At 48.6% G+C, this 22454-nt stretch carries 15 protein-coding genes; 1 reads left to right on the top strand and 14 read right to left on the bottom strand.

The genetic code is table 11. The features are described from left to right. Positions 1-10: 10 nt before the first annotated feature. Positions 11-4210, top strand: coding sequence for a carbohydrate-binding protein (locus GK108_RS10010; RefSeq protein ID WP_163946698.1), 4200 nt, complete (start codon positions 11-13; stop codon positions 4208-4210). A gap of 91 nt (positions 4211-4301) precedes the next feature. Here the strand turns inward: GK108_RS10010 and GK108_RS10005 are convergent, their stop codons facing one another. From GK108_RS10005 to GK108_RS31475, 14 genes are all read right to left on the bottom strand, one after another. After that, complete coding sequence (locus GK108_RS10005; protein ID WP_163946695.1) at positions 4302-5075, bottom strand: glycosyltransferase family 2 protein; 774 nt, start codon at positions 5073-5075, stop codon at positions 4302-4304. A gap of 38 nt (positions 5076-5113) precedes the next feature. Further along, positions 5114-6634, bottom strand: coding sequence for a gliding motility-associated C-terminal domain-containing protein (locus GK108_RS10000; protein WP_317166506.1), 1521 nt, complete (start codon positions 6632-6634; stop codon positions 5114-5116). A 7-nt stretch (positions 6635-6641) separates the two neighbouring features. Continuing rightward, a complete protein-coding gene (locus GK108_RS31260) occupies positions 6642-8591 on the bottom strand; it encodes a glycosyltransferase (RefSeq protein ID WP_246224780.1) in 1950 nt (649 codons plus the stop codon). Positions 8592-8615: 24 nt separating this feature from the next. Further along, on the bottom strand, positions 8616-9713 hold the full coding sequence (locus GK108_RS09985; protein WP_212592767.1) for a glycosyltransferase family 4 protein: 1098 nt from the start codon (positions 9711-9713) through the stop codon (positions 8616-8618). 42 nt (positions 9714-9755) lie between these two features. Continuing rightward, complete coding sequence (locus tag GK108_RS09980; RefSeq protein WP_163946692.1) at positions 9756-10628, bottom strand: alpha-1,2-fucosyltransferase; 873 nt, start codon at positions 10626-10628, stop codon at positions 9756-9758. A 141-nt stretch (positions 10629-10769) separates the two neighbouring features. Beyond that, entirely contained in the window at positions 10770-11735 is a 966-nt protein-coding gene (locus GK108_RS09975; RefSeq protein WP_212592766.1) for a hypothetical protein, read from the bottom strand. A 2-nt stretch (positions 11736-11737) separates the two neighbouring features. Beyond that, the gene (locus GK108_RS09970) at positions 11738-13174 is read right to left on the bottom strand and encodes an MOP flippase family protein (RefSeq protein WP_163946690.1); all 1437 of its coding nucleotides are present in this window, start codon (positions 13172-13174) and stop codon (positions 11738-11740) included. Between the two features lie 5 nt (positions 13175-13179). Next, on the bottom strand, positions 13180-15405 hold the full coding sequence (locus tag GK108_RS09965) for a GumC family protein (protein WP_212592765.1): 2226 nt from the start codon (positions 15403-15405) through the stop codon (positions 13180-13182). 4 nt (positions 15406-15409) lie between these two features. Then, the gene (locus tag GK108_RS09960) at positions 15410-16237 is read right to left on the bottom strand and encodes a TolC family protein (protein WP_163946687.1); all 828 of its coding nucleotides are present in this window, start codon (positions 16235-16237) and stop codon (positions 15410-15412) included. A gap of 170 nt (positions 16238-16407) precedes the next feature. After that, the gene (locus GK108_RS09955; protein WP_163946684.1) at positions 16408-17619 is read right to left on the bottom strand and encodes a glycosyltransferase; all 1212 of its coding nucleotides are present in this window, start codon (positions 17617-17619) and stop codon (positions 16408-16410) included. Further along, positions 17606-19102 (bottom strand): O-antigen ligase family protein, encoded by a 1497-nt coding sequence (locus GK108_RS09950; protein WP_163946682.1) that lies wholly within the window; start codon positions 19100-19102, stop codon positions 17606-17608. Before GK108_RS09950 ends, GK108_RS09955 begins: the two co-directional genes overlap by 14 nt. A 26-nt stretch (positions 19103-19128) precedes the next feature. Beyond that, positions 19129-20322, bottom strand: coding sequence for a glycosyltransferase family 2 protein (locus tag GK108_RS09945; RefSeq protein WP_163946679.1), 1194 nt, complete (start codon positions 20320-20322; stop codon positions 19129-19131). 22 nt (positions 20323-20344) lie between these two features. Next, entirely contained in the window at positions 20345-21295 is a 951-nt protein-coding gene (locus tag GK108_RS09940) for a glycosyltransferase family 2 protein (RefSeq protein ID WP_163946676.1), read from the bottom strand. Continuing rightward, positions 21274-22443, bottom strand: a complete 1170-nt coding sequence (locus tag GK108_RS31475) for a sugar transferase (RefSeq protein WP_163946673.1) — start codon at positions 22441-22443, stop codon at positions 21274-21276. Before GK108_RS31475 ends, GK108_RS09940 begins: the two co-directional genes overlap by 22 nt. Positions 22444-22454 lie beyond the last annotated feature (11 nt).

The following is a 22454-nucleotide window of genomic DNA, read 5'->3' as shown; positions in this document are numbered from 1 at the left end:
ACAGTAAAAAATGAAGAAACTTCTATATGTCACTTATGCAATAGCTTTAACGTCTATCGGATCGTTTGTTACGTTGACCAACGATTCGTATGTAAGCCGCATAATTCAATCCACACTACAGACAACAAACAGCCTGCCAGGACGTATTGAAGCCGAAAACTATACCGCCATCCAGGGTGTACAGACGGAATCAACTGACGATACGGGCGGAGGACAGAACATCACCTCCATTGATACGGGCGATTGGCTGGATTACGCTGTAACGGTGCCGCACGATGGTGTTTACACGTTCCATTTTCGGGTAGCCAATGGCTACGGCGAAGGATCAAAATTCGAACTACGTAAGGCCGATGGCTCGGTTCTGAGCACCGTTGATGTACCACGAACGGGTGGTATCCAGAGTTGGCAGACAACGGGAGCTACCGCCCGCCTGTCGGCCGGAGCGCAAACACTACGTATCCACGTCGTAAAAGGCGACTGGAATCTGAACTGGTTCGACGTAACGGAAAGCCGACCATTGCCCGGCAAATTCAAGGCCGAATCCTTCGACGTAGCCACCGACGTTCGGCCCGAGCCAACCTCCGACGAAGGGGGCGGCCAAAACGTAGGTTATATCGACGACAACGACTGGATGGATTTCAATGTTAATGTAGCCTCGGCGGGCAGCTATAAATTCCAGTTTCGGGTAGCCAACAGCTACGGCCAGGGCCTGATTGAGATCCGCTCCGAGTCGGGAGCCGTACTTGGCAGTGTCGACGTACCACGGACGTACGATTATCAAAACTGGACAACCATCAGCACCACCGCTACGTTGCCAGCCGGTAGTCAGGTACTCCGACTATATGCGGTGCGCGGAGCCTGGAATCTCAACTGGTTCAGCGTGTATCAGGCCAATTCACTTCCCGGACAGGTCGAGGCAGAGAGCTACGTTGGCATGCAGGGCATTCAAACCGAAAACTCGGCCGACACCGACGCTACGCCGAACGCCACCTCCATCGATGATAACGACTGGATGGATTATAACGTAAACGTTTTACGTGACGGTGTATATACCTTCCATTTTCGGGTGGCCAACGGCTACGGTGACGGCGCTAAATTTGAACTGCGCAAAGCCGATGGTTCGGTTCTAAGCACCGTCGACGTACCACGAACGGGCGGCCTGCAAAGCTGGCAGACCATTGGCGCCATTGCTCATCTGTCAGCTGGTACGCAAACGTTACGTATCCACGTCGTGAAAGGAAACTGGAATCTGAACTGGTTCGACGCTACGGAGAGTCGGCCATTGCCCGGCAAATTCGAAGCTGAATCCTTCGACGTGGCCACCGACGTTCGGCCCGAGCCAACCTCCGACGAAGGGGGGGGCCAAAACCTCGGCCACATCGACGACAACGACTGGATGGACTTCAATGTCAACGTAGCGTCGGCGGGGCTGCATACCTTTCAGTTCCGGGTGGCTAACAGCTATGGCCAGGGTCTGATTCAGATTCGCTCCGAGTCAGGCGCCGTACTTGGCAGTGTCGACGTACCACGGACGTATGACTGGCAAAACTGGACAACCATCAGCACCACTGCTACGTTGCCAGCCGGTAGTCAGGTACTCCGGTTGTATGCGGTGCGCGGGGCCTGGAATTTCAACTGGTTCAACGTAACAAAAGGAGGCATTGAACTGGCCCCGGCAACAATCAACTTTGCATCGCTCCCCGCTAAAACCACCGACGATGGTGAGTTCACGCTGGCAGCAACGAGCAACAACACCGAAGCTCCTATTACGTTCACCTCCTCGAATCCATCGGTTGCAACAATTTCTGTTACGTCAGGCGTCTGCAAGGCCACAATTATGGGGGCTGGCACCTGTACCATTACGGCTTCACAGGCAGCGTCGTCGTCTTTCCAGGCGGCAACAGACGTAGTACGCGAACTGGTGGTCACGGCGTCATCGGTTGTTACGCCCGCCAACAAAATTCCAATTGACGGGAAGCGCTGGTATCAGCTAACCAACGCTACGTATACACTGGAAGGTTTATTCGATGGCGTAACCAACGTAAACGTCGAAACGGGCTGGGGCAAAGTCCTGTCTAAATACGATGCGTATTACCCGCTGCTGGATGGTGAATCCATGACCATCCAAAGTATAAAGCTGTACGACTTCACGGGTTCATTCCCCGACAATCCCGTAACGATTTCCGTCATTACGGATCAATGGCAACGGATTCCGATCGCTACGTTTACGGGCGAGGAATATGATACGTGGGTTGGTCCATATCCCAATAGGCATACGTCGGGTAATGCCAAATTCAACCTCGACCAGCCGGTTAGTAATGTCCGGTATCTGGTAATCAACACGGGCGGCTCGTTCCCGACAGAGATTGAGTTTTACGGTTCGTATTCGGCCGGAGCCGCTCGTACCGCAGCGCCTGCCAAGTCGGTGAAGCTCAAAGACATGTTCGGGGTCAATGCGTACGAATGGAATTTCGAGGATGGCAATACGCCCTGGCAGATCAACGAAGACAAGATGAAAATTGTCAAAAGCTTCTCCGGCGTTCGTCATTACATGGACTGGAACAAGCTCGAACAGCAGGAAGGCGATTATTCGTATAATCCTACGATGAGCGGAGGCTGGAACTACGATGCCATTTATGAACGCTGTAAAGCGGAAGGAATTGAGGTGCTGGCCTGCCTGAAAACGCTGCCCGACTGGATGGTCAATACGTATCCCGACGATCAACGCGATGCCGAAAACGTGCCAGTCCGGTACGGTAAAGACTTTGCCGACCCGCAATCGTACATCGAACAGGCGAAAGCGGCTTTTCAGTACATGGCCCGCTACGGGAGCAATACCAACATCAATCCAGCGCTACTGCATGTTAACAGTACTCCTCGCTGGACGGGCGATACGCCCAACTCCATTAAGATTGGCCTGGGGCTGATCAAATACATTGAATGTGATAACGAACGGGATAAGTGGTGGAAAGGACGCAAAGCCTATCAGACCGCACGAGAGTACGCAGCCAATCTGTCGGCCTTCTACGATGGGCATAAAAATACGATGGGCGCGGGCGTAGGTGCCAAAAATGCCGATCCAAACGTAAAAGTGGTTATTGGTGGCCTGGCGTCGGCTTCGATTGGTTCCGATTACATAAAGGGTATGATTGACTGGTGTAAGGAGTTCCGGGGGTATAAGCCCGACGGTTCGGTGAACCTTTGCTGGGATGTGATCAACTACCACATGTATTCCGACAATACGTCGTCGTCGCAAAGCGGTAACTCAACGCGGGGAGCGGCCCCTGAAGTCAGCCCTATTGACCGGATCGCTAAGGATTTCCGCCAGACTGCCCATAACCAATCGTACGACATGCCGGTTTGGGTTACCGAAGCCGGATATGATGTGCATCAGGGAAGCCCACTACGCGCTATTCCGATAGGCAACAAATCGGCGCTCGAAACGCAGGGCGACTGGGTGCTGCGAACAGCCTTATTCTATGCTCGTCAGGGAATCGAAAAAGTTTATTTCTACCAACTCTACGACGATAATCAAACGGGCGGCATGTTCGGTACGTCGGGACTGGCCAACGGCGACAACATCACTCGTCGTCCGGCGGCCGACTATCTCTACCAGACCAATAGACTCTTTGGGGAATATTCTTACAAGGAAACACTCGTTGGTAACCCCATCGTTGATCGCTACGAGCTGAATGGCAAATCGGCCTATATGCTGGTTGTACCCGACGAAGTAGGACGCACAGCTACGTATACTCTAGATCTGGGCGGGGCAGCTCAGGCGCAGATTTATCGTCCGAAAACAGGGGCTAACAATATGGATCTGGAAGTGGTAAACACAACCAACGGTCAGCTTCAGCTTACGGTTACCGAAACACCCATGTTTGTGGTAGCCGGTTCGGTAGCGCCCAACGCACGAGTAGCGGCCAATCTGGTAACCGAGCAACAAAGTCTGGAAAATTCGGTCAGTGTTTATCCCAACCCAACGACCGACGTCATTACCATCCAGATCGAACGCTCCAGCAATTCGTCTATTCATGTAAACCTGTTCGACGCTGGCACGGGCCGCATTCATCACCAGGTTAAGATTTCCAAAACGGGCGGTCAGTTCTCGTCCAGCATCGACGTAACGCACCTCCCCGTTGGTACTTATATTCTGGAGATCAAACAGGATGACGAACGGGTTATGAAGAAAGTCTTGAAATCGAACTAACTTGTTCGACACGGACAAAAACTCCTCTGAAACGTTTCAGAGGAGTTTTTTTGTCTGTTCATCTATGGTTGCATCGTGGTCGGGCCGATCCTTAAACACGCATAAACAGAATGTCGTAGTTATACTTGATCATTCGGTAAACGTGACGTAGCATCACCAACAGCTGATTTTTCGTTAGGGAGCCTAAGGACTGCTTATACGTACTGGGTTCTTCCTGCGTATTCTTCTGTCTGAAAAGCTGCTGATAGTTGGTATAAAAAAGCCCGCGTCCTTTGTGCTGAATGAACGAAACGCACATTCGGTATTCGGTTTTATCGGGTTTGATTCCTTCCACGTACCGGCCAAACTTGTCGAAAAAATTGCTCCGCCGAAGATGGGGATGATCGCTATAGTAATACACTTTGGTGTATTTACGAGCCCAGGCCGGAATATACATCTCCGAAAAATCGGCGTTGTAAGGCTTCAGATACGGATATCGGATGTACGAATAATAGCGAATAATATCGAACTCAGGGTGTTCCTTAAACAAGGTCAGCGACTCTGCAAACGTTTCCGGAAACTCAGCCACGGGTTCAAAATCCTCCTGCACATAAAGCGTATACGGCGTTTTAACCGCATCCTGCCCTTTGTTGAGATTATGGCCCAGCCCTTTGTTGTGGGGCGTGGTGATGAGTCGAAAACCATAGTTGCTCTGTAGCTCCTTCAGATGCTGACTATGTTCAGCTTTACTCCCATCGTCAGACACGACAATATCGCCGAATTGACAATTCAGCCGCTCAAAAACCGCCAGCAAATTCTCCAGCGAATGGCTGCGGTTATAGTGAGTGATTAATAACGTAACGTCCGGGAAATTATACGTTTTCATTGACTGGACTACTAGAAATCTTATGACTTAAGGCGCTCTTAGCGGACCAGCATTACCTGCCCACTGCGCGTATACTGTTTTTCCTGATTGAGCTGATCAACAACACGATAGTCAATAGTCCAGGCATATACTCCCGTCAGGCATTGCTGGTTTTTATACGTACCATCCCAGTACTGACCGGCCTGTCGGGTAGAAAATAGTACGTTCCCCCAGCGATCATAGACCCGAAAGGAATAGCTCGTAAACGTACCTGCGTGCCTGACCACTAATTGGTCGTTAACTAAATCGTTGTTAGGCGAAAAGGCATCCGGTATATATACATCGTCGATATGACAGTTCTGTGAAACGACCTCTACCGAATCACGGTACATACAGCCGTTCAAGTCGGTTTCCAGCCAGTACATACCGGGTGAGTTGATGCTTAACTGACGATTCGTGCTCCGATCCGACCAGACAAACGTAGTGCCCGACGGTAATGATCCTGGTACCGAAATCGTCTCCGTTTCGCCTTCGCAAAGCAGTATATCATCGCCCAGACTAAAGGAAGCATCAGGTCGGCCGTTCACAATCAGCACATTCGATTCCGTCGAGCATTGTGATCGTCCCACAGCATCTGCATTGATTGGCTGGGCATTCCGCAACCGATAATACGTCCGCCCCACCAGCACCGGATTAATGGTATACGTCGCCTGACCCGAACCAGGTGCCGTGGTCCAGTTCTCATTATCAATACTTTGCTGCCACAGATAGGCCGGATTAGGATACCCAGCAGCTGCGCCAACACTCAGCGCTAATCGGGTGTCGGCACAAACGGTTGTTTCGGTAGCGGATGAACCCGTAAACTGAATCGTAAGCTGCGGATGAACCGGTCGAAAACCGATATCATCGATGGCCAGATCATTACCGCAACCACCCAGTCCCTGATTGATGAGCTTCACCACTACGTCGTTCGTATTGTTCTGAATCACAAACTGCATCGACAACTGAACCCAGGTAGGCGTTGTTGTCCGTGGTACGGCGGGCTGCACAACTTCCCGGATGAGCGTACCATCGGCCTGCTCTACGCGCATGGCAATAATCGGATTCCGTAACCTGAATTCATCGCAGGGGCCGGGTTCCATAACTTTGTTGATATTCAGCACCCACAAGGAAAACTCATACGTAACGCCAGGGCACAAACCCGACGCCCGCTGGCTGTAAAACTCACTGGGCTGATAAGACGCATTGACCACAAACATATTCCCCCGTACATCGCCGGGCGTATGATCCTCTGCTACGTAGAGCCAGGCCTCTCCGTGGCAACGTGCCGATACCGTATCCATTACGTTGTATTCCCCATCGTTAGGGCAGGCAATAGCCCGATACGAAAAGTTAGTTTGCCCCTGTGGTAATGCCCCCTTTGGTCCGGCTCCAAATGTTTCGCAGATGATGGAGCCGGGGCTACACTGCCCCCACGTAACAGTAGTTGCCATCAGGAGCAGAAGCCCAGCAATAGCGCTTGTTTTCGCCGACAACGTAGCGTGGCTCGCAATGAATACTAGGCAAAAACGAGGCAACACAGACGGTTCAGGAGTTTAACGATGTTTTGGTATCGTGGGGTGGCTGCTCAACAAACATACTGCTCAGACGACGTAGCTCGATACCGATTTTCGAGAACAGCGTTTTCGAAAAACTACCATCTTTCTCAAGCGTACGGGTTCCGGTCCAGGCGCGGGCATTCGATGCTTTCACTTGTTTAACCGCTCCGTACTTCATCAGATCGAAGCACATACGCCCATCTTCACCCCGAATCTTATGCATTACGTACCCAATCTGAAGAGCCGATTCCCTCAGGTATCCAATGCTTATACCATAAGCATTCAGGTGTGGCCGTTTCATGTGCCGAACTTCGGCAATTGCATCTTTGAGCGTTTCGAGAACCGTTAATTTCCAACGCGAAAACCCAGGTGATGGAATAAACGAATAACGACCATACACGCAAACCACACCGGGTTGACGTAACACAGTCATCATTTCATTCATCCAGTCTACGGGATATAGACTGTCGGCGTCAGCCGTCAGAATATAGTTCCCTCGGGCCTCCTCCAATCCTTTCTGACGAGCAGGCCCCCACCCCTGAATTGGCTGAAAAACAGACCGTACATGAAGTTTGTCCAGCGTTTTCTGGGTCTGGTCAGTCGAGTTGTTATTAACAACCAGAATTTCAAACGGAATGTCGGTTTTTAGTTTGGCCAGCGACGCAATACTTCGCAATACGTTCACTTCTTCATTCCAGGCCGGAATCACGACGCTTACTTCAGGCTTGGAGTGATCGTATCGGTCCAGATCGCGGTTAATTGCGTCGAATACCGATTGCGGAATATCATCAAACGAATTGTATGGGAATGAGATCTGGTTAACCCAGTCTGGTGCTTTGAAGAGATTCATAGATTTTTCAGTGATAAGGGCCGGAGCCAGACGAGAATCAACCGGCCTGACAGGTAGATTTTGCTGGAGAAACAGTTCAACATAGCGATACGTAAAGACAGAAAGCAGATGCGTACAGAGCAGGCAGACAACCACAAACGTCAGTTCTCCGACGGTTGAATACGGTAATTTGACAAGCTTAAAAAGCAGCAGATCTAAAGCTGCCAGAACGACTGTATGATTCAGGTAGTAGGAGTACGACAATCGCCCTAGAAATTCCAGTCGGTCGGAGGCCAGCAGCGTCGAAAAGACGCCAGCTTCGCGCGAAAAAACGATAATTACGACCGCAAACAGAAACGGCATCAGCCAGCTTTCGGCATGCGTAAATGAGCTAACCAGAAAAATAGTCAGGCCAAAGAGCCCTACTTCCAATACCGAAAATTGCCATTTCGGTAACTGTAACGGCAACTGCCGATTTAGCTTATAAGCCAGCATCCCGATCAGAAAACTGTACAAACACCGGAAGAGGCCATAATCATAGGTATAAATAATATTGCCGTGATGGCTACCAATAAACCAGGCTAATAGAGCGAAGCTAACCGTACACATCGCCAGCAGATTTTTGCGAAACAAAACCAGAGCGAGCGCCCAGACGATGTACGTATAAAATTCGACGCTAATGCTCCAGCTGGGCCCGTTCCAGGTAACTTCATTAAATAGTCCCAACGACTGCGTTAGGGTCAGGTTGCTGATAAAGGCTGGCCACGACTTGTTCGGCGCAAAGACCGGGTTCGAGAGATGAACAACGTAGTGATCCACTACGTACCGGAAAATTTCAAACAGCAAAACCAGTATCAACGTAAACAAATGAAGCGGGTATAGCCGTTTGAACCGCCTGATCACAAACGGCTTAACGTCGCTTAACGCGTTGATTTTTTTATAGTTGCTGTGCGTCATTACAAATCCAGACAGCACAAAAAAGAAATCAACGAAAATATCGCTCTTGCTCACAAAGGCATTACCCGCCAGCAAATCCAGATGCTGCAAATGGAACAGGATTACCATGATGGCCGCCATCCCCCGAAATGAATCAACCGCTCGAAATCTCATAGCAACGATCGTTAACTAGCCCGTTCAGGCCATAGCTTTATAGACATCCAGTGTCTGATCAATCGATTTCTGAAGCGGAAAATCCGCCAGTCGTCTGGTCCCATTGGCTACCAGCTGCGTCTTAAGCGTCGGATTGTCGAGTGTTGATTCCAGCTTATCGATCAGATCGTCAACATCGGTGGGTTTGAAGTAGACAGCCGCATCGGTAGCGACCTCCCGAAAACAATCGGTATCACTCAGCAGGATAGGGCAATTGGCCTTGAACGCTTCCAGAATCGGCAAGCCAAAGCCCTCGTACAAAGACGGATACACAAACAGCTGGGCGTTCTGATACAAGTAGTTCAGCTGTTCGTCGGTAGCGTTGATATGGCGCACCCGCTCCGTCAGTCCGAGCCGGTGAATGAACTCCCGGTCGGCCACTTCCAGCTTGCCGCCCCCCGTCAGAATAACGTGCAGATCAGGTCGCCTGGCAGCAATTTTCTGAACAGCATTCATGAACAAATAGAAATTCTTGTAGCCACTCCGGTCGCCCACATACAGGAGGTATTGTTCCGGCAGATCGGCAACCGGCTGCGTCTGCAACGGTGTATCGATGTCGATACCGTGGTAGATCATAACCACTTTTGCCGGGTCAACATTGAAGCAATCCAGCAAATCGTTACGTGTTGCATTCGAAATAGTGATGATGCAATCGGCGCGATTAATATTGATACGTTTCTGCTGCGTAAGCGGGTCCTGCGACCAGAAGTATTCCGGCAACCGCTCATGGGTCATGTCATGAACCGTAACAACCAGCGGTTTTTTCAACGGCTTAATAAAATAAGGGTCGTAATACGTCGGATGGAATACGTCGAAATCTAACTTCTCCAACAACCGCTTGCAATACAATTGATTAAGTCTGTAATCGTACCGTTCATTCCGATTCAGAATCGTATCGCAGAATTTCCCTTTCATGGGCAGCGGTTCGTTTTTGATATAGTGATTTCTGGCGTGCATCACTCCCAGCTGATACGTTATATCACTCGTGTGCTTTATTCCCTGGATAATGTTGGCGAAATAGCGGCTGATCCCTCCGTATTTCTGCGTACTGAATTTCTGGTGATCAATGAATACCTTAATCATGGAACGGCAGAGGTTTGGCTGTGCTTCTTGTTTGATGGTTGTTTAGATAGCCAGCCAGGCAGCGGGTAGTAAATCTTTCGTATTCCAGGTTGGTTGTTTTTTGTACCACTGTTTAGGCGTTATAACCAGTTTGTTTTCTCTCGGATTTAACCAGGCACCCCACCAGCTAAATGAACTGTTCGCGATGATGTGGTGGTAACATCGGCTCATCAAGACCAAATCAGCGACATCACTATCGGGTCCTGAATTTTCCACGAAGACAGTATTGGTTGGCAAAACCAGGTTCTGTCGGACCCATTCCTTATCATCGCTGAATACAAAAAGCGTAGGATTATCGACCTGAGTCTGTAGCTGCTCCAGCGCCTGGGTGTAATAGTCAATGCCAACAAAGCCGAACGTTTTACTGAACTCAGGGTGATTCACATAATCGCCCCGCCGAACATGCATTGATACAGGCACGGGAGTTCCAGCAATCTGCGCGGCATAGCCGTTGAATTCTGGACTTGGTATAGTACTCAGCGTTAACTCCCGACGAATGATTTCGGCGCTACCACAGAAATAAGTCTCTGATTGCCAGAAGCCATCCAACGTAATACACCGGGCACGAGCAGTTAATACACTCTCATCAACATGAAAATGCTTTTCCTTCAAAAACAGGCAAAGTGGTGGTAAACTGCGGTTAGGCAATAGTTTCGTTGCCTTGGATAAATACTGAACAAAGGAGTCCTGCAACTCCCGATACGGAATGGAAAAATGGCTAAGTTTAAAGACTCTTGGTGTGTCTGTTTCGTACTGATAGCGGTAATAACTAAGATCCAGATACAACTCAGTATGGTTCTTCAGCGAAAGCTGTCGGGCGGCTGCATACTGAAAAAGCTGGTTGCCTAAGCCGCTGGTTATCCTACTAATAATCATATTGGCATTGCTTTTCAGTATCAATCTATTTATCAGATCTCCATCATAGTAACTACAACAATCAAAAATAAAAAATAATTAACTTATACTTAGTAGAAACTACTAAATAATAGCAAAATAAGAGCCTATTTATTGAAAAAATTAGTATTTGTCGGCCAGATAAGTTAACACTTCGGCTCGGTTACGGGCATGGAGGATTGTTGCGCCCGATAATTTTGGAAAAAGGGTAGCATATTCGTTGAAATGATGCTCCATACCCCAGTTCGGATCAGAAAGAATAATGTTGTTGCCGCCGAAACAGCTGGCTAATGCGGCCGTGCCCCCATGCATCGAAATAAAATGATTGCAATTGGCGTAGACCATTAGTTGAAGATGGTTGTAATTCCGAACCAGCGATGGGCAATACTGCTGATAGAGATCATCCATCAGAATAACACCTGGGTGGTTCTTCCGTAACCACTCGTGCTCGTTCAATTGCAGAGTCTCGCTATTATCCTGAACAATTTGCGTTGGCAACGGCCGATTGTATACAATCTGATATCTATCGCCGTATTGCTGAATAATTTGTTCGAGCGTAGGAATATCCAGAAAGTTGATGGGCGGCTGATCCCATTCAATATTGTATTTATTGGCAATCAGCAAGATGGGTTTATCGAAGACGAATACCTCATTCCGATAGTGTTCCTTGAACGGCACCGGAGCCCACTTCCGAAAACTGTAGGAATTGCTATGGGTCATGTTCGGCACATCGTAATGCGCGTACGATTCGGTCCAGACGCGTTTATCGAATCGCTCTTCGTGATTAGAGCTGAAAAAGTAAAAATCGCTGGTATTCTTCGCGCCGATTGTTTTTTGCAACGTACCGTTCAGGTGGTGCCAGTAGGCAAACGGCAATACGTAGCGCAACTCCTGATCAAACTCCCCGTGATAACTAATTACTTTATACGGTTTTTTCAGCACATAATCCTGAACAACGTAGCGCCCCTGAACCAGCTTGCAGTAATAATTATCGCGCACAAAGTATGGCAGATCTTTGCGGAGGTTAGGGTATTTCAGCCGGGCTACTACGTATAAAGACTTCAGAACCAATTGCTGTATCAAACTCATAATCAGACGTTTTTGCCAAATGTTTTCAACTCCGCCAATGGAATTTTAAAACGTAGCGTCAGGCCAATAAACAGTATCCCGCCCAGAATTATTTCGACCGCCGTATTGACTACATTTACGGAGTCGGCAAACGATTTATAGAGGGCGATGGCCCCTACCATGACCAGACAAAATACGACCGGTTTGGCAATATTCCGGCCAAAGTCAGCCAGGAATGATCCTACCAGCAAATGAACCATCCGGAAATTGATGATCAGATTCACCGCCGTAGCAATCAGAAACGCGTAGGCAATACCCGTTACTCCCCAATAGTTGCCAAAAATGTAGATAAGCGGAATTTTTACTACCAGGGTTATTACGTTCAGATAAAACAGCAATTTGGGTTTTCCTTTCGAAAAAGCCAGCGTAAACAACGGATGACTCAGGTAGGTAAAAATACTAATGAATACAAAAATTCGGATCAGCAGAATGGTGGGCTCCCAGCCTGGTCCGTAAAATAGCGGCACTACGCTATCGGCCGTAATAAACAAACCGGCCAGCAACGGCAGGTTGATAAAACTCATTAAATCCAGAATGGTCAGATACGATTTTTTTAACTCATCCGTATCATCTTTAAACTTCGCCAGAATTGGATAGGCCACCTGCAATATAATGGGGCTCAGGCGGTTGATCGGAAAAACCGCCAATTGTGACGCCAGCGTATAATAGCCCAACTGCTTCACTCCCAGCATACCACCAATCAGAATATTGTCGGAATTGGCCTGAATAAACCCCACCAATCCATCGCCAACATTGTATAGCCCGAACCGAAGATGGTCTTTAATTAAGCTAAGATCGAATTTCAGAAGCGGAGAAAACAACCGAATACCATATATCATCTGAAGAACCGATTTAGCCGTTTGCTGGGCTAACTGTCCCAAAATCAGGGCTAATTCAGCAAAGCCGTTGTAAGCCAGTAGGATCGTAACGGCCGTTCCGGCAATGGTTCCGGTGATATCGATACTCGCTACGGCTTTGAACCGTAAATCTTTCTGAAGCAAAAACAGGTAAATCTGCCCGATATAAACAATGATAAAGTAGAGTGAAGATAGCTTGATAACGTTTTCGAGTCGAGGTTCTTTGTAGTAGGCAACCACCAGCGGCCAGCTAAAAAAGACAATAATACCGATAACCAGACCAAGCCCGAGATTTAAGAGATAGATGGTTGATAGTACCAACCGATCTTCTTCCTGCTTGTAAATAATGGAATTCGAGAATCCCAGATTGGCAAAGATGTTGAAGAAAGCGATCATCAACGTACTGACGCTTACGATGCCAAAGACCGATGGCTCCAGCAAACGGGCCAGAACAGCGACCTGCCCAAATTGAAAAACGGTAGAGATGGCCGTGGATGTACTCATCCACTTGCCACCACTGATTGCCTGTTGTTTATGACTCATGTAAACTAACTATCCAGAACTTTTTCATTGGAAGAAACGCCGGGGATCACCACGTTGGGCTCAGCATAGCGTTTGGTGCGAACAAGTCCAGGCTGAATATCACCAACCGTGGGCGCATCGTCGGCTCCTCCTTCTACTTTATTCAGTGCAATTAGTACTGGATGTTTAGCTGCTTTCGTATACAATCCGAACAACTGTTTATCACGACGCCCCCATAGTGTATGTACCGTAAATACCATCAACGAAACGGCACTCCGACTCACCAGATGCAACGGAATTGGTGTGCCAACGAGGGCGGGCAATTCCAGAATAATTTTATCAAACCGAGTCGTCGACAACGTATCATCGCCATTGAGCAGATCCTCCGGCTCCCGCACATTCATAAAGTTGGGATGCAGTTCGTATGGAATGAACGAAATACCTTCCTGCTCAAATTTACGATCTTGTTCCGATAAACGAGGATAACAGTACGCTACGTTCTCGCCCGATTCGGCATAGAGCCGGGCCAAACCATGTGCAAACCAGGTTTTTCCCTGCTTTTCCCGCAAACTAAATAATGTAATCAATGGCGGACGACCCGGACTGTTCTGATGCTCGATCTCAATATTGATGGCATTACCCAACTGCTCAAACATACTAACTGCAGCCCGGCTAGCTTTTGAATTGACTGCAAATTTTTTGACTGTTGGAAACACCGCCGTTATCGGGCTGCCAATACGTTGCTCGGCCTGCTCCAGCGTATTGATGCGTTTATCGGCCCAAATTCGGATAGCCGCCAGCAATAGGGCAATAACAAAACCCGCTCCTGCTCCAATAGCCATAAACAACAACCGTTTGGCGGGCTGGGGCGAAAACGGAAAAACGGGAGGATCGAGTACCGACAAAGACCCATCGATAGCAATATCCTGCCGGTGGGTATTCGCCAGATTCAACGACTGAACCAGAGCCAGATACTCTTTTTCTGCTACGTCCATATCGCGGGTCAGTTGCCGCTGTTCAGACTCCAGGGGCGGAAACGACGATGACTCTTTCTGGTATTCATCCAGCCGTTTTTTCACTACGTCCATCCGCGCCCCCGACTCCTCAAACTCCAGCACTTTTGCCAGCCACTCATTCACCAGCTTCTGTTTAGGAACAGATTCGGCCCCGTTATCAGCAACGAAGTAGTTTTTTGCAATTTGCTTTAATTCTTCCGAAGCCTTATCAATTTTTGCCTGATACCGATCCAGCACTGGTTGGGGTTGCCCATTCGCCCGCGCATTAATCAACTGCGATTCCGCTTCGGTCAACTCAGCCTGTTTATCGGTCAGAGCCGTATTGATTTTCAATAAGCTGCCGCCCTGGGTCATCCGGTTGTTTAAGGAGTTCATCGCTACCTGCGCAGCCCGGTTCCGCATCACTTCGTCGTTATATTCAGTTACCAGTGCCTCGCGCGTGGCCGAACGGGTTTTTAGCTCATCGTCAAAGTTAAGAACGTTGTGCTGTACGTTGAACGCCCGCAGCTTGGACTCCGCATTATCAAGACGGCGTTTAGCCTCTTTGGTTTGCTGATCGTAGTACGAAACAACCGGATTCGTTTCCCGGCTCTTTAGCGACATGTAGCGTTCATTTAACTCAGACACGGCCAGATTGAGCGTTTGCTGCGCTACGGCCGGATCAGGAGCTTCGTATTCCAGGTCCAGCATATCGCTGGCACCTTTCCGCACTGCCTTTAGTTTCTTGCTGATGTAACCAGGGGAATAATACGAATCGTCTTTAAGCATTAAAGTCCGAATCGGATTGTCGGTCTGACTACTGGCCAGGCTATCCACCCGACTTACCGTAAACGCCGGATCACCTACCTTAATCAACGACTGACGTAAACCGGCCGGAACTGCCTTCTGTAATTGCAGAAAACTCTCTACCGACAGTTGCTGCGGAGTGGGCTTTGTCAGCTGTAAATGCTGGGCCAACAGCTTAACCCCTACATTTTGTAGCGTTTGATTGGAGTTGAGAGTCGTCAGAATGTTATCAAACGCATTGCTAACCCCGGAGTAATCGGTTTGAAACCCTTCCTGCGCCGAACGTAATGAATAGCCAGACGTAATACCCGTATAGATCGTAGCCTTTGTCTTATATGACTTGGCTTCGTTACGCATGAAATAATACACAGCTCCCGCTCCCAGGCACGGAAAGAGAATAAACCAGATGAGATGCTGCTTCAGGAGCCGACCAAATCCTTGGACTATCATAGGGTTAGTTGCGTTTCAGTTGGCTTATTGGCACGCCAACGGCCAATTCGAGCGCGTAGATGCTTTTAATGAAAATGGTTTTCGCCTGTTCAACCGTAGACCGGGTTTCGGCATACCGGTTACTGTTGAAAGCGTGCGTTTCGGGCGTTATTTTACCCTGCTGCAATTCTACTTCTGCAATCCGAAAAGCGGCCAGTGACGCCTGATCGTCGCGAAGGCGAACCTGCAAAATGCGCTGCGCCAGAATCAGATCCTGGTACGTATTAAAAAGCTCCTTTTTCAATTGGATTTCAGCCGAGCGTTTCCGTTCTATGGTTGCTTCATAATTCGCTTTCGCCAGCCGGATCTGCTGCGGGCGACCAAACAAGTCGTGCAGGCTAACGGCTACGTTAACCCCAACCCGGTACCCATTGGAAATCTGGCCCAGTTGATCGCTTACGTTCGTACCTGTTGACAAAATAGCCTGGTTACCAGTCGAATAGTTGGCATAACCCGTAGCGTTCTGAAGAACCTGAAGTTTAGATAACTGAAGAGCCGCCAGTTGAGAGTTTGAGACCGCCCCTTCAAATTTGACCAGCGGAGAATAGGCCAACGCCAGCTTATACATTTCCTCAAATGATACCAGTTGAACGGATATATCCTTGTTGAAATCAAACGTCATACTATCCAGCGGAGCGCCCTGTGCTGAGGCCTCAAGCGGCTGAGTAGGCCTGTTAGACGCATTCGGAGATCCCTGTCCATAAGATATAGTACAACCAAAGAAACACAATCCAAATACGATACTATTCAGATGAATTAAAAAACGAATTCGGTCTACTTTTACTCGATCCATATCCTTTTACAAGCCGAATAAAGTTATAATTAATTAATGATCACGCCAAATTGTTTACAAATTTCGATTGGTTACACAAAAACTCCAGTTACTCGTAACTGTTTGATCAGACCAACGTTCATATAACGGAGAAAAATTAGTACAATCGACGGCGATGAATGGGCAGCAATCTAAACAACCTGCCCTTGCTTCCAGGCCTTAGGAACTTGCTGGATCACAGCCTCAAACTCGTGCGCTCGTTGCTCCCAGGAGTTAGCCTGCGCCATAGCAACCCGCTGCTGAATCCGTTCTTCACTCGTATCAGACAGGGCATGGCGGAGCCCTGATGCAAAAGCTTCCGGTGTATCAGCCAGTTCAATAATTGTACCAAAATCGTCCAGAATGGAGAAGGGAGTCGATACCACGGGCAAGCCGGCCGCCAGATACTCGTTTATCTTTAGCGGATAAATAGTGTATGTATGGGCATTGCATACAAATGGAATAATACCTACGCTAAGTTTGGCCAGAATGGGGGGCAAATCAGCGGGCTGGTGTGGGGGAATAAACGTTACGTTCGCATACGTCGCCAATCGACGGGGAAGATCGGGTTCGTGGACTTCGCCAATGAACTGAAACTCAACATCGGGCATAGTACGGACGCAGTATTCCACCAGATCGATATTGATCCGATTATCGGCCGAGCCCAGATAGCCGACAATCGGCTTCTGCGGTGGTTGCTGGCTGGCCAGCTGCCGAGTTTTATTGAACAGATCAAAATTGGCCCCGTTTTTTACGCAGAATGTTTGCGGCTGTATCAGCGATTTGGCCTGCCGTAAGGTTTCCGACGTAGTAACGACGGCGTCGACCCGGCGGAGAAAGGCTTCTTCATACCGCTCGCCATGCCGGCTCATCCAGCTGCCTGCTGCGGTAATTTCATCAAAACAATAATAGATGGTGGCGCACTCATTCAGCTTTCCCAATAAAGGCAACCCAATAACCGGATTATAGGCATTGATCACCAATGGTCTATGGATAGACAATCGTCGCATCACACTCCGGAGGTTGGCAATGAGTCGGTCGGTATTCCAGTGCAGTAACTGATCGTGTGGTTTGGCGGATAACCAGTTCAGTGGAATCATTAGTGGTGGCGTCCATAGATACAAATCGCCACCGTTGGCAACCGGCATTTTTTTCAGGGGATTGTTTAGATGCATGATCTCCTTTACGGGTACATCCTGCTGGCCCATAACACCTTTCGCAAAGTCCTTCACGGTATAGAAATAATCGACAAACAACACCCGGTGTCGCGCCGACAGTTCTGTCATGAGTTGAACGACCGCTTTCTGAAAATCGCCTTTCCAGGAAGTTTGCGTAATACAGATAATGCTATCAAACTGTTTCATATCGGTCGGGCGCGGTAAGCGAATGACTTTTCGTTACTGATTCGGCTTTAACGGGCGTAGTATCCCAGCGATAACAGCTAACGACCAGCATTGTACTGATAAAAATGACACAGTTGGTTGGGAATTGTCCTAATACGGGATTGGAATACCCCATAAAGGCCAGCCCAACAAATTCGGCCAGAAATCCATACATAATCTTAATTAACCAGGGGTCTTTTAACTGCCAGACCCGACGAATCCCAATGCCCACTACGCCAATCAATATCAGGATATACAACGTAACGCCCACGCGACCTGTTTCCATCCAGAGTTGAACGTACCAGCTATCGGGAGCTATCTGGGCGGCCCAGTGCCAGGGAGAAAACCGGGTCCCCCCATCGGTGGTTGTTCCGATTCCGGCCCCAAACGGCAGGTCGCGCAGATACGTCCGCATTTTTTCCTGGTTCTGTAACCGCAGAATAAACGAGGGGTCGTTCATAGGTGTCAGCGCCGATCGCATCCGCTGAACCTGATAGTTGGAACTACCCACGCTGGTATACATCAGCAGCAGAACAAGCGGAGTAGCCACAACAACCCCAATGATTAGTTTCTTGAAGTCACGCTTTAAAAGCAGGTAGAACGGGAATCCTGCAATCAAAACAAACAGGGCGCTACGTGTTCCGGAAACGGCGTACCCCCAGAAATAAACTAACGCCAGACAGGCAAAGAACACCTTTCGTTTCAGACTTTGTTCTTCAAAAACCCAGATGACGGCTACCAGCGTTGCGCCCGCCATTTCGGCCCCAAACTGAGCCGCGTCGGAATAGAACGAAAAGCTTCGAAGCTGACCGAATAGAATATGAGTCGTAGCGTTGCCCATATCCAGCCACAATTGCTCATTAGGCGTCAGCCCAATATACTGCTGTTTAAACGCCCAAAGCGCAGCCAGAAAGGACCAGGTTAACCACGTAGTAACAAAGATTCGGATATCGTTACGTGTCAGCGGTACGACCAACACCATACAGGCAACCTGAATCCAATGCAGCGAAAAGGGGCGCACATGTAAAAACCAGGCGGGTCGATAAGGCGCTTCAGGATTGGCAAGTTCGATCACACAATACAGAAACCAGATACCGACCAGCACAAAAGCCGGGCTTCGAAGACGATGCCACTGCATTCGCTTTCCGTTCAGGAATAAACTGAACAACGTAATAAACAATACGCCGTCCACTAAAAGTCCCGTTGGAATTGCTGAAGGTATAAATCGGGAGAATCCGACAATAAAGCTTAGCTGAACGTAGACGAACAGGGAAAATCGGGGCTCTTTCAGCATTGACCCGATAATAACCAGTACGACAGGCCCCAGAATTGCCAATACGCCCCCTACTGGTCCTAATCTACTGACTAAAAAACCGACCCCAACCGTATACAGACACCCAATTAGACTATAAAGCAGAAAATGGCCTGACGATCTGTTATTGAGTAAAGTAGCCAGTGATGCCATAATACGTCGTCAGTTTTTCGGAGCCATTAACTAAGTGCGTCAACCGTATCAGCCCGGCGAACTTTTTCCCACGTTCCTGATTGATTTCCCCGCAAGTAGCGTACCAAACCAGCTAACGCGCAGACGTTCATGAAAGTAAAATAGAACGGAACGAACAGCAGTTTCCAGCGTAGCTGGCGTTTCTCCAATAAATAGCCCACCCAGGCGGCTCCATAAAACAAAATCTGGCCGGCCAGCAATACGCCCCACCCATTGTTCCAGCCATCGCGAATGACGAGTCCGGCGTTCAGCAGCAAAATCAATGGTAAACAGAGTGGCGTTACAGCCCAGCGCATAACCCGGTGAGACACGTACTCAAACGTAAGAACACCGTAGCGAAACGGATTAAGCAGTTTTTTTAACCAGACAATCGACTGAAACCCTCCGGCGGCTATTCGAATTTTGCGTTTTTGCTCATCCATGATGGAAAATGAAGGCCGTTCCAGCGCATAGGCTTCGGGTTCGTAGGCAACTCGATACCCTCGTCCGGCAATCAGGAGAGAAATCATAAAATCGTCCAGAATCGTATTAGGCGATACAGGTTCGTACAGCTCCGTCCGAACGGCAAATAGCTCCCCGGCAGCCCCCACGATCGTATGTAACTCAGCATCCCATTTTTTGAGCTGCGACTCATATTTCCAGTACAATCCTTCGCCAGACCCGGCCGCCGATTCACTATCCGTTGTTTGAATCCGTTTTTCACCAGCTACCGCCCCTACCCTGGGATCACGAAAATGACGAACAATATTGCGAACGGCATCCAGATTTAGTTGGGTATTGGCATCCGTAAAAATAACGATGGGCGTTTTGATCTGCTCCATAGCCCGGTTCATGGCGGCTACCTTACCCCGTCGTTCAGTGCCGCCCATCACCTCCACTACGTCGCCGTAGTTGGTTTGTAAATACTGATCAGACGTATCGGTTGAGCCTTCGGTGACGAACAGAAATCGGGTGTGTTCGCGCGGATAGGTTTGCGCCAATGAATTGGCCACTTTGGCAGGCAGGCAACTCGCTTCATTATAGGCCGGAACAATCAACGTAACGTCAGGCATATACTCGTCCGATACATCAGCAACGGCCGGACGTTTTGGACGCAACCGAATCAACGCCCATACCACTACGCCGTAGCCAAGGTACGTATATACGACAAGGGCTATGCAGATGATCAACAACAGTTCCATACGTGTAAAGTCATAAACCAGATCAGGCTGCCACGGCTACGGGTGCTGGCTTTTCTAATGATCGCTCTGGCTGATGAGTCAGATTCCAGACAACAGCATCTTTAATGGCCTTCAGATACGCAGGCTGCCAGCGAATCGTATGCACCAATAGCGCTTTGGGAATAGCTATTGAAAAGTAATATATATAAAAGACGAGCAACGATAAACCGGTCACATTCCGACGCATAAACCACAACCGATTTCGGGTATGGTAGTACACTTTCATAGGATTCATCTTCCCTACGCTCATCGATTCGCGATGGAAAATCAAGGCGTCGGGTTGATAGTAAATCAGAAAGCCTGACCTTCGTATTCGTGCCGACCAGTCGAGCTCTTCATAATACAGAAAAAAGCTGTTGTCCAGCGACCCAGCCCGTTCCAGTACTGCCCGGCTTACCATCATAGCCGCCCCGTGGGCAAAATAAGTTGGTCCTGGTTTATTGTATTGGCCTTTGTCGGGCTCATTCAAGCCAATCGCCCAGGTTCGTCCTGTATATTCACTTAATGGATGATAGCCCGCAAACTGAATCACCTCCGGCTGATCATAATATCGAATTTTGGGGCAAACAACCCCAATCGTTGCATCCTGACGGAAAGGCTCCAGCAGCTTTTCCAGCAAATTGGCGGTAACAATCGTATCGTTATTCAGGAGAAAAATATAATCCCCTTTGGCATACTCCAAGCCCAGGTTATTACCGCCCGAGAAGCCGAGATTGGTGGGACTGACAATTACCCGTACATGCGGGAAGTTTCTATCCAGAATTCGGTCGGTTGGGTCTTCGATCGATCCGTTATCAACAACGATAATCTCAAAATTAGGATAGGTCAATTGCCGGGTCGATTCCAGCATATCGCAGGTTACCTCCGCCTGATTGTAATTGACCGTAATTAACGAAATAAGAGGATAGTCCTCTACACGTTTTCCTTCTGCCATACCGCCTTAAGTGTTTTTAGAAGGATCAGCATATCGGTTTTAAACGAATAGGTTTTTGCGTACAACACATCGAGTTGAATACGTTCCAGATCCGACACCTTTGCCTTACCTCGCTTAGTCACTTGCCAAAGCCCTGTTAAACCAGCCGGCGCTGCAAATCTACGAGCATATCCGATAGTTGTGAGTTTTTCTGCTTCGTAGAGTGGCAAAGGCCGGTTACCCACAAACGACATGTCTCCTCTCAGAATGTTAAACAGCTGGGGTAATTCGTCGATACTGGTATTACGCAGGAACTTACCCAGGCGCGTCACACGGGGATCTTCCTTAAACTTGGAGAACATAGCTTTTGCATTCTGTTCTTCCATATACAGGACTTCGCAGATTTGTTTCTGATCCATGTATAACGGTCGCTGGCACTCCGTACCGGCCAATCGGCACGTATCGCACAGGCCATCATCCGCTTTTTTGACAGGAGCAGCATTATACATATTTTTCGACGCCATGCTCGCCAGCATCTGGTCGGCATCAGTCCGCATAGTGCGGAACTTATACATGTCGAATATTTTAAAACCAGTACCCACTCGCTTGGAGCTGTAGAAAATAGGCCCTTTCGAATCCAGTTTAATCAGAATAGCCACAATGAGTAACAAGGGCGAAATCATGAGTAAAATAAAAAACGAGAGAGCAATATCGAACAACCGTTTTCCGATGGGAATTCGGACAGATGCCGACTTATGCGTTACGTGGCTGCTGCGACTATATTCTTTTTTCTGAATCAGGTAATTCAGCCGAACGCGTAAGTCATCTTCAGAATAATTGTAGGGGAAAGCATCGATAACGTGACCGTGGTAGGGTTCTACGGACAGATCAATATCGTGCTGATTAGTCAGTAGTACAACCGGTAAATGGGCCAGATTCCGCTTCAGCGACAGGCTATTCAAAAATAGCTTACTATCTAGCGTATCGTTGTAAAGCACTAAATCAACTGACTGCTGATCAGACAAATGGGCCAGGGCGGCCTGGATGTCAGCAACCTGCACTACCTCTATTTGTGAATCAAATGCTTGCTGAAACGCCTGCACCTGCCGATTATCTTTTTCGACGTAGAGCACCCGAAACGGTTGAACACTTTTTTCTGTGGCCTGCATGGTTATAACTT

Origin of the sequence: Spirosoma terrae (assembly GCF_010435915.1) — a bacterium.
Taxonomy (GTDB): domain Bacteria; phylum Bacteroidota; class Bacteroidia; order Cytophagales; family Spirosomataceae; genus Spirosoma; species Spirosoma terrae.
Note: the sequence above shows the minus strand (reverse complement) of the source record. Positions and strands in the feature narration are given on the sequence as shown.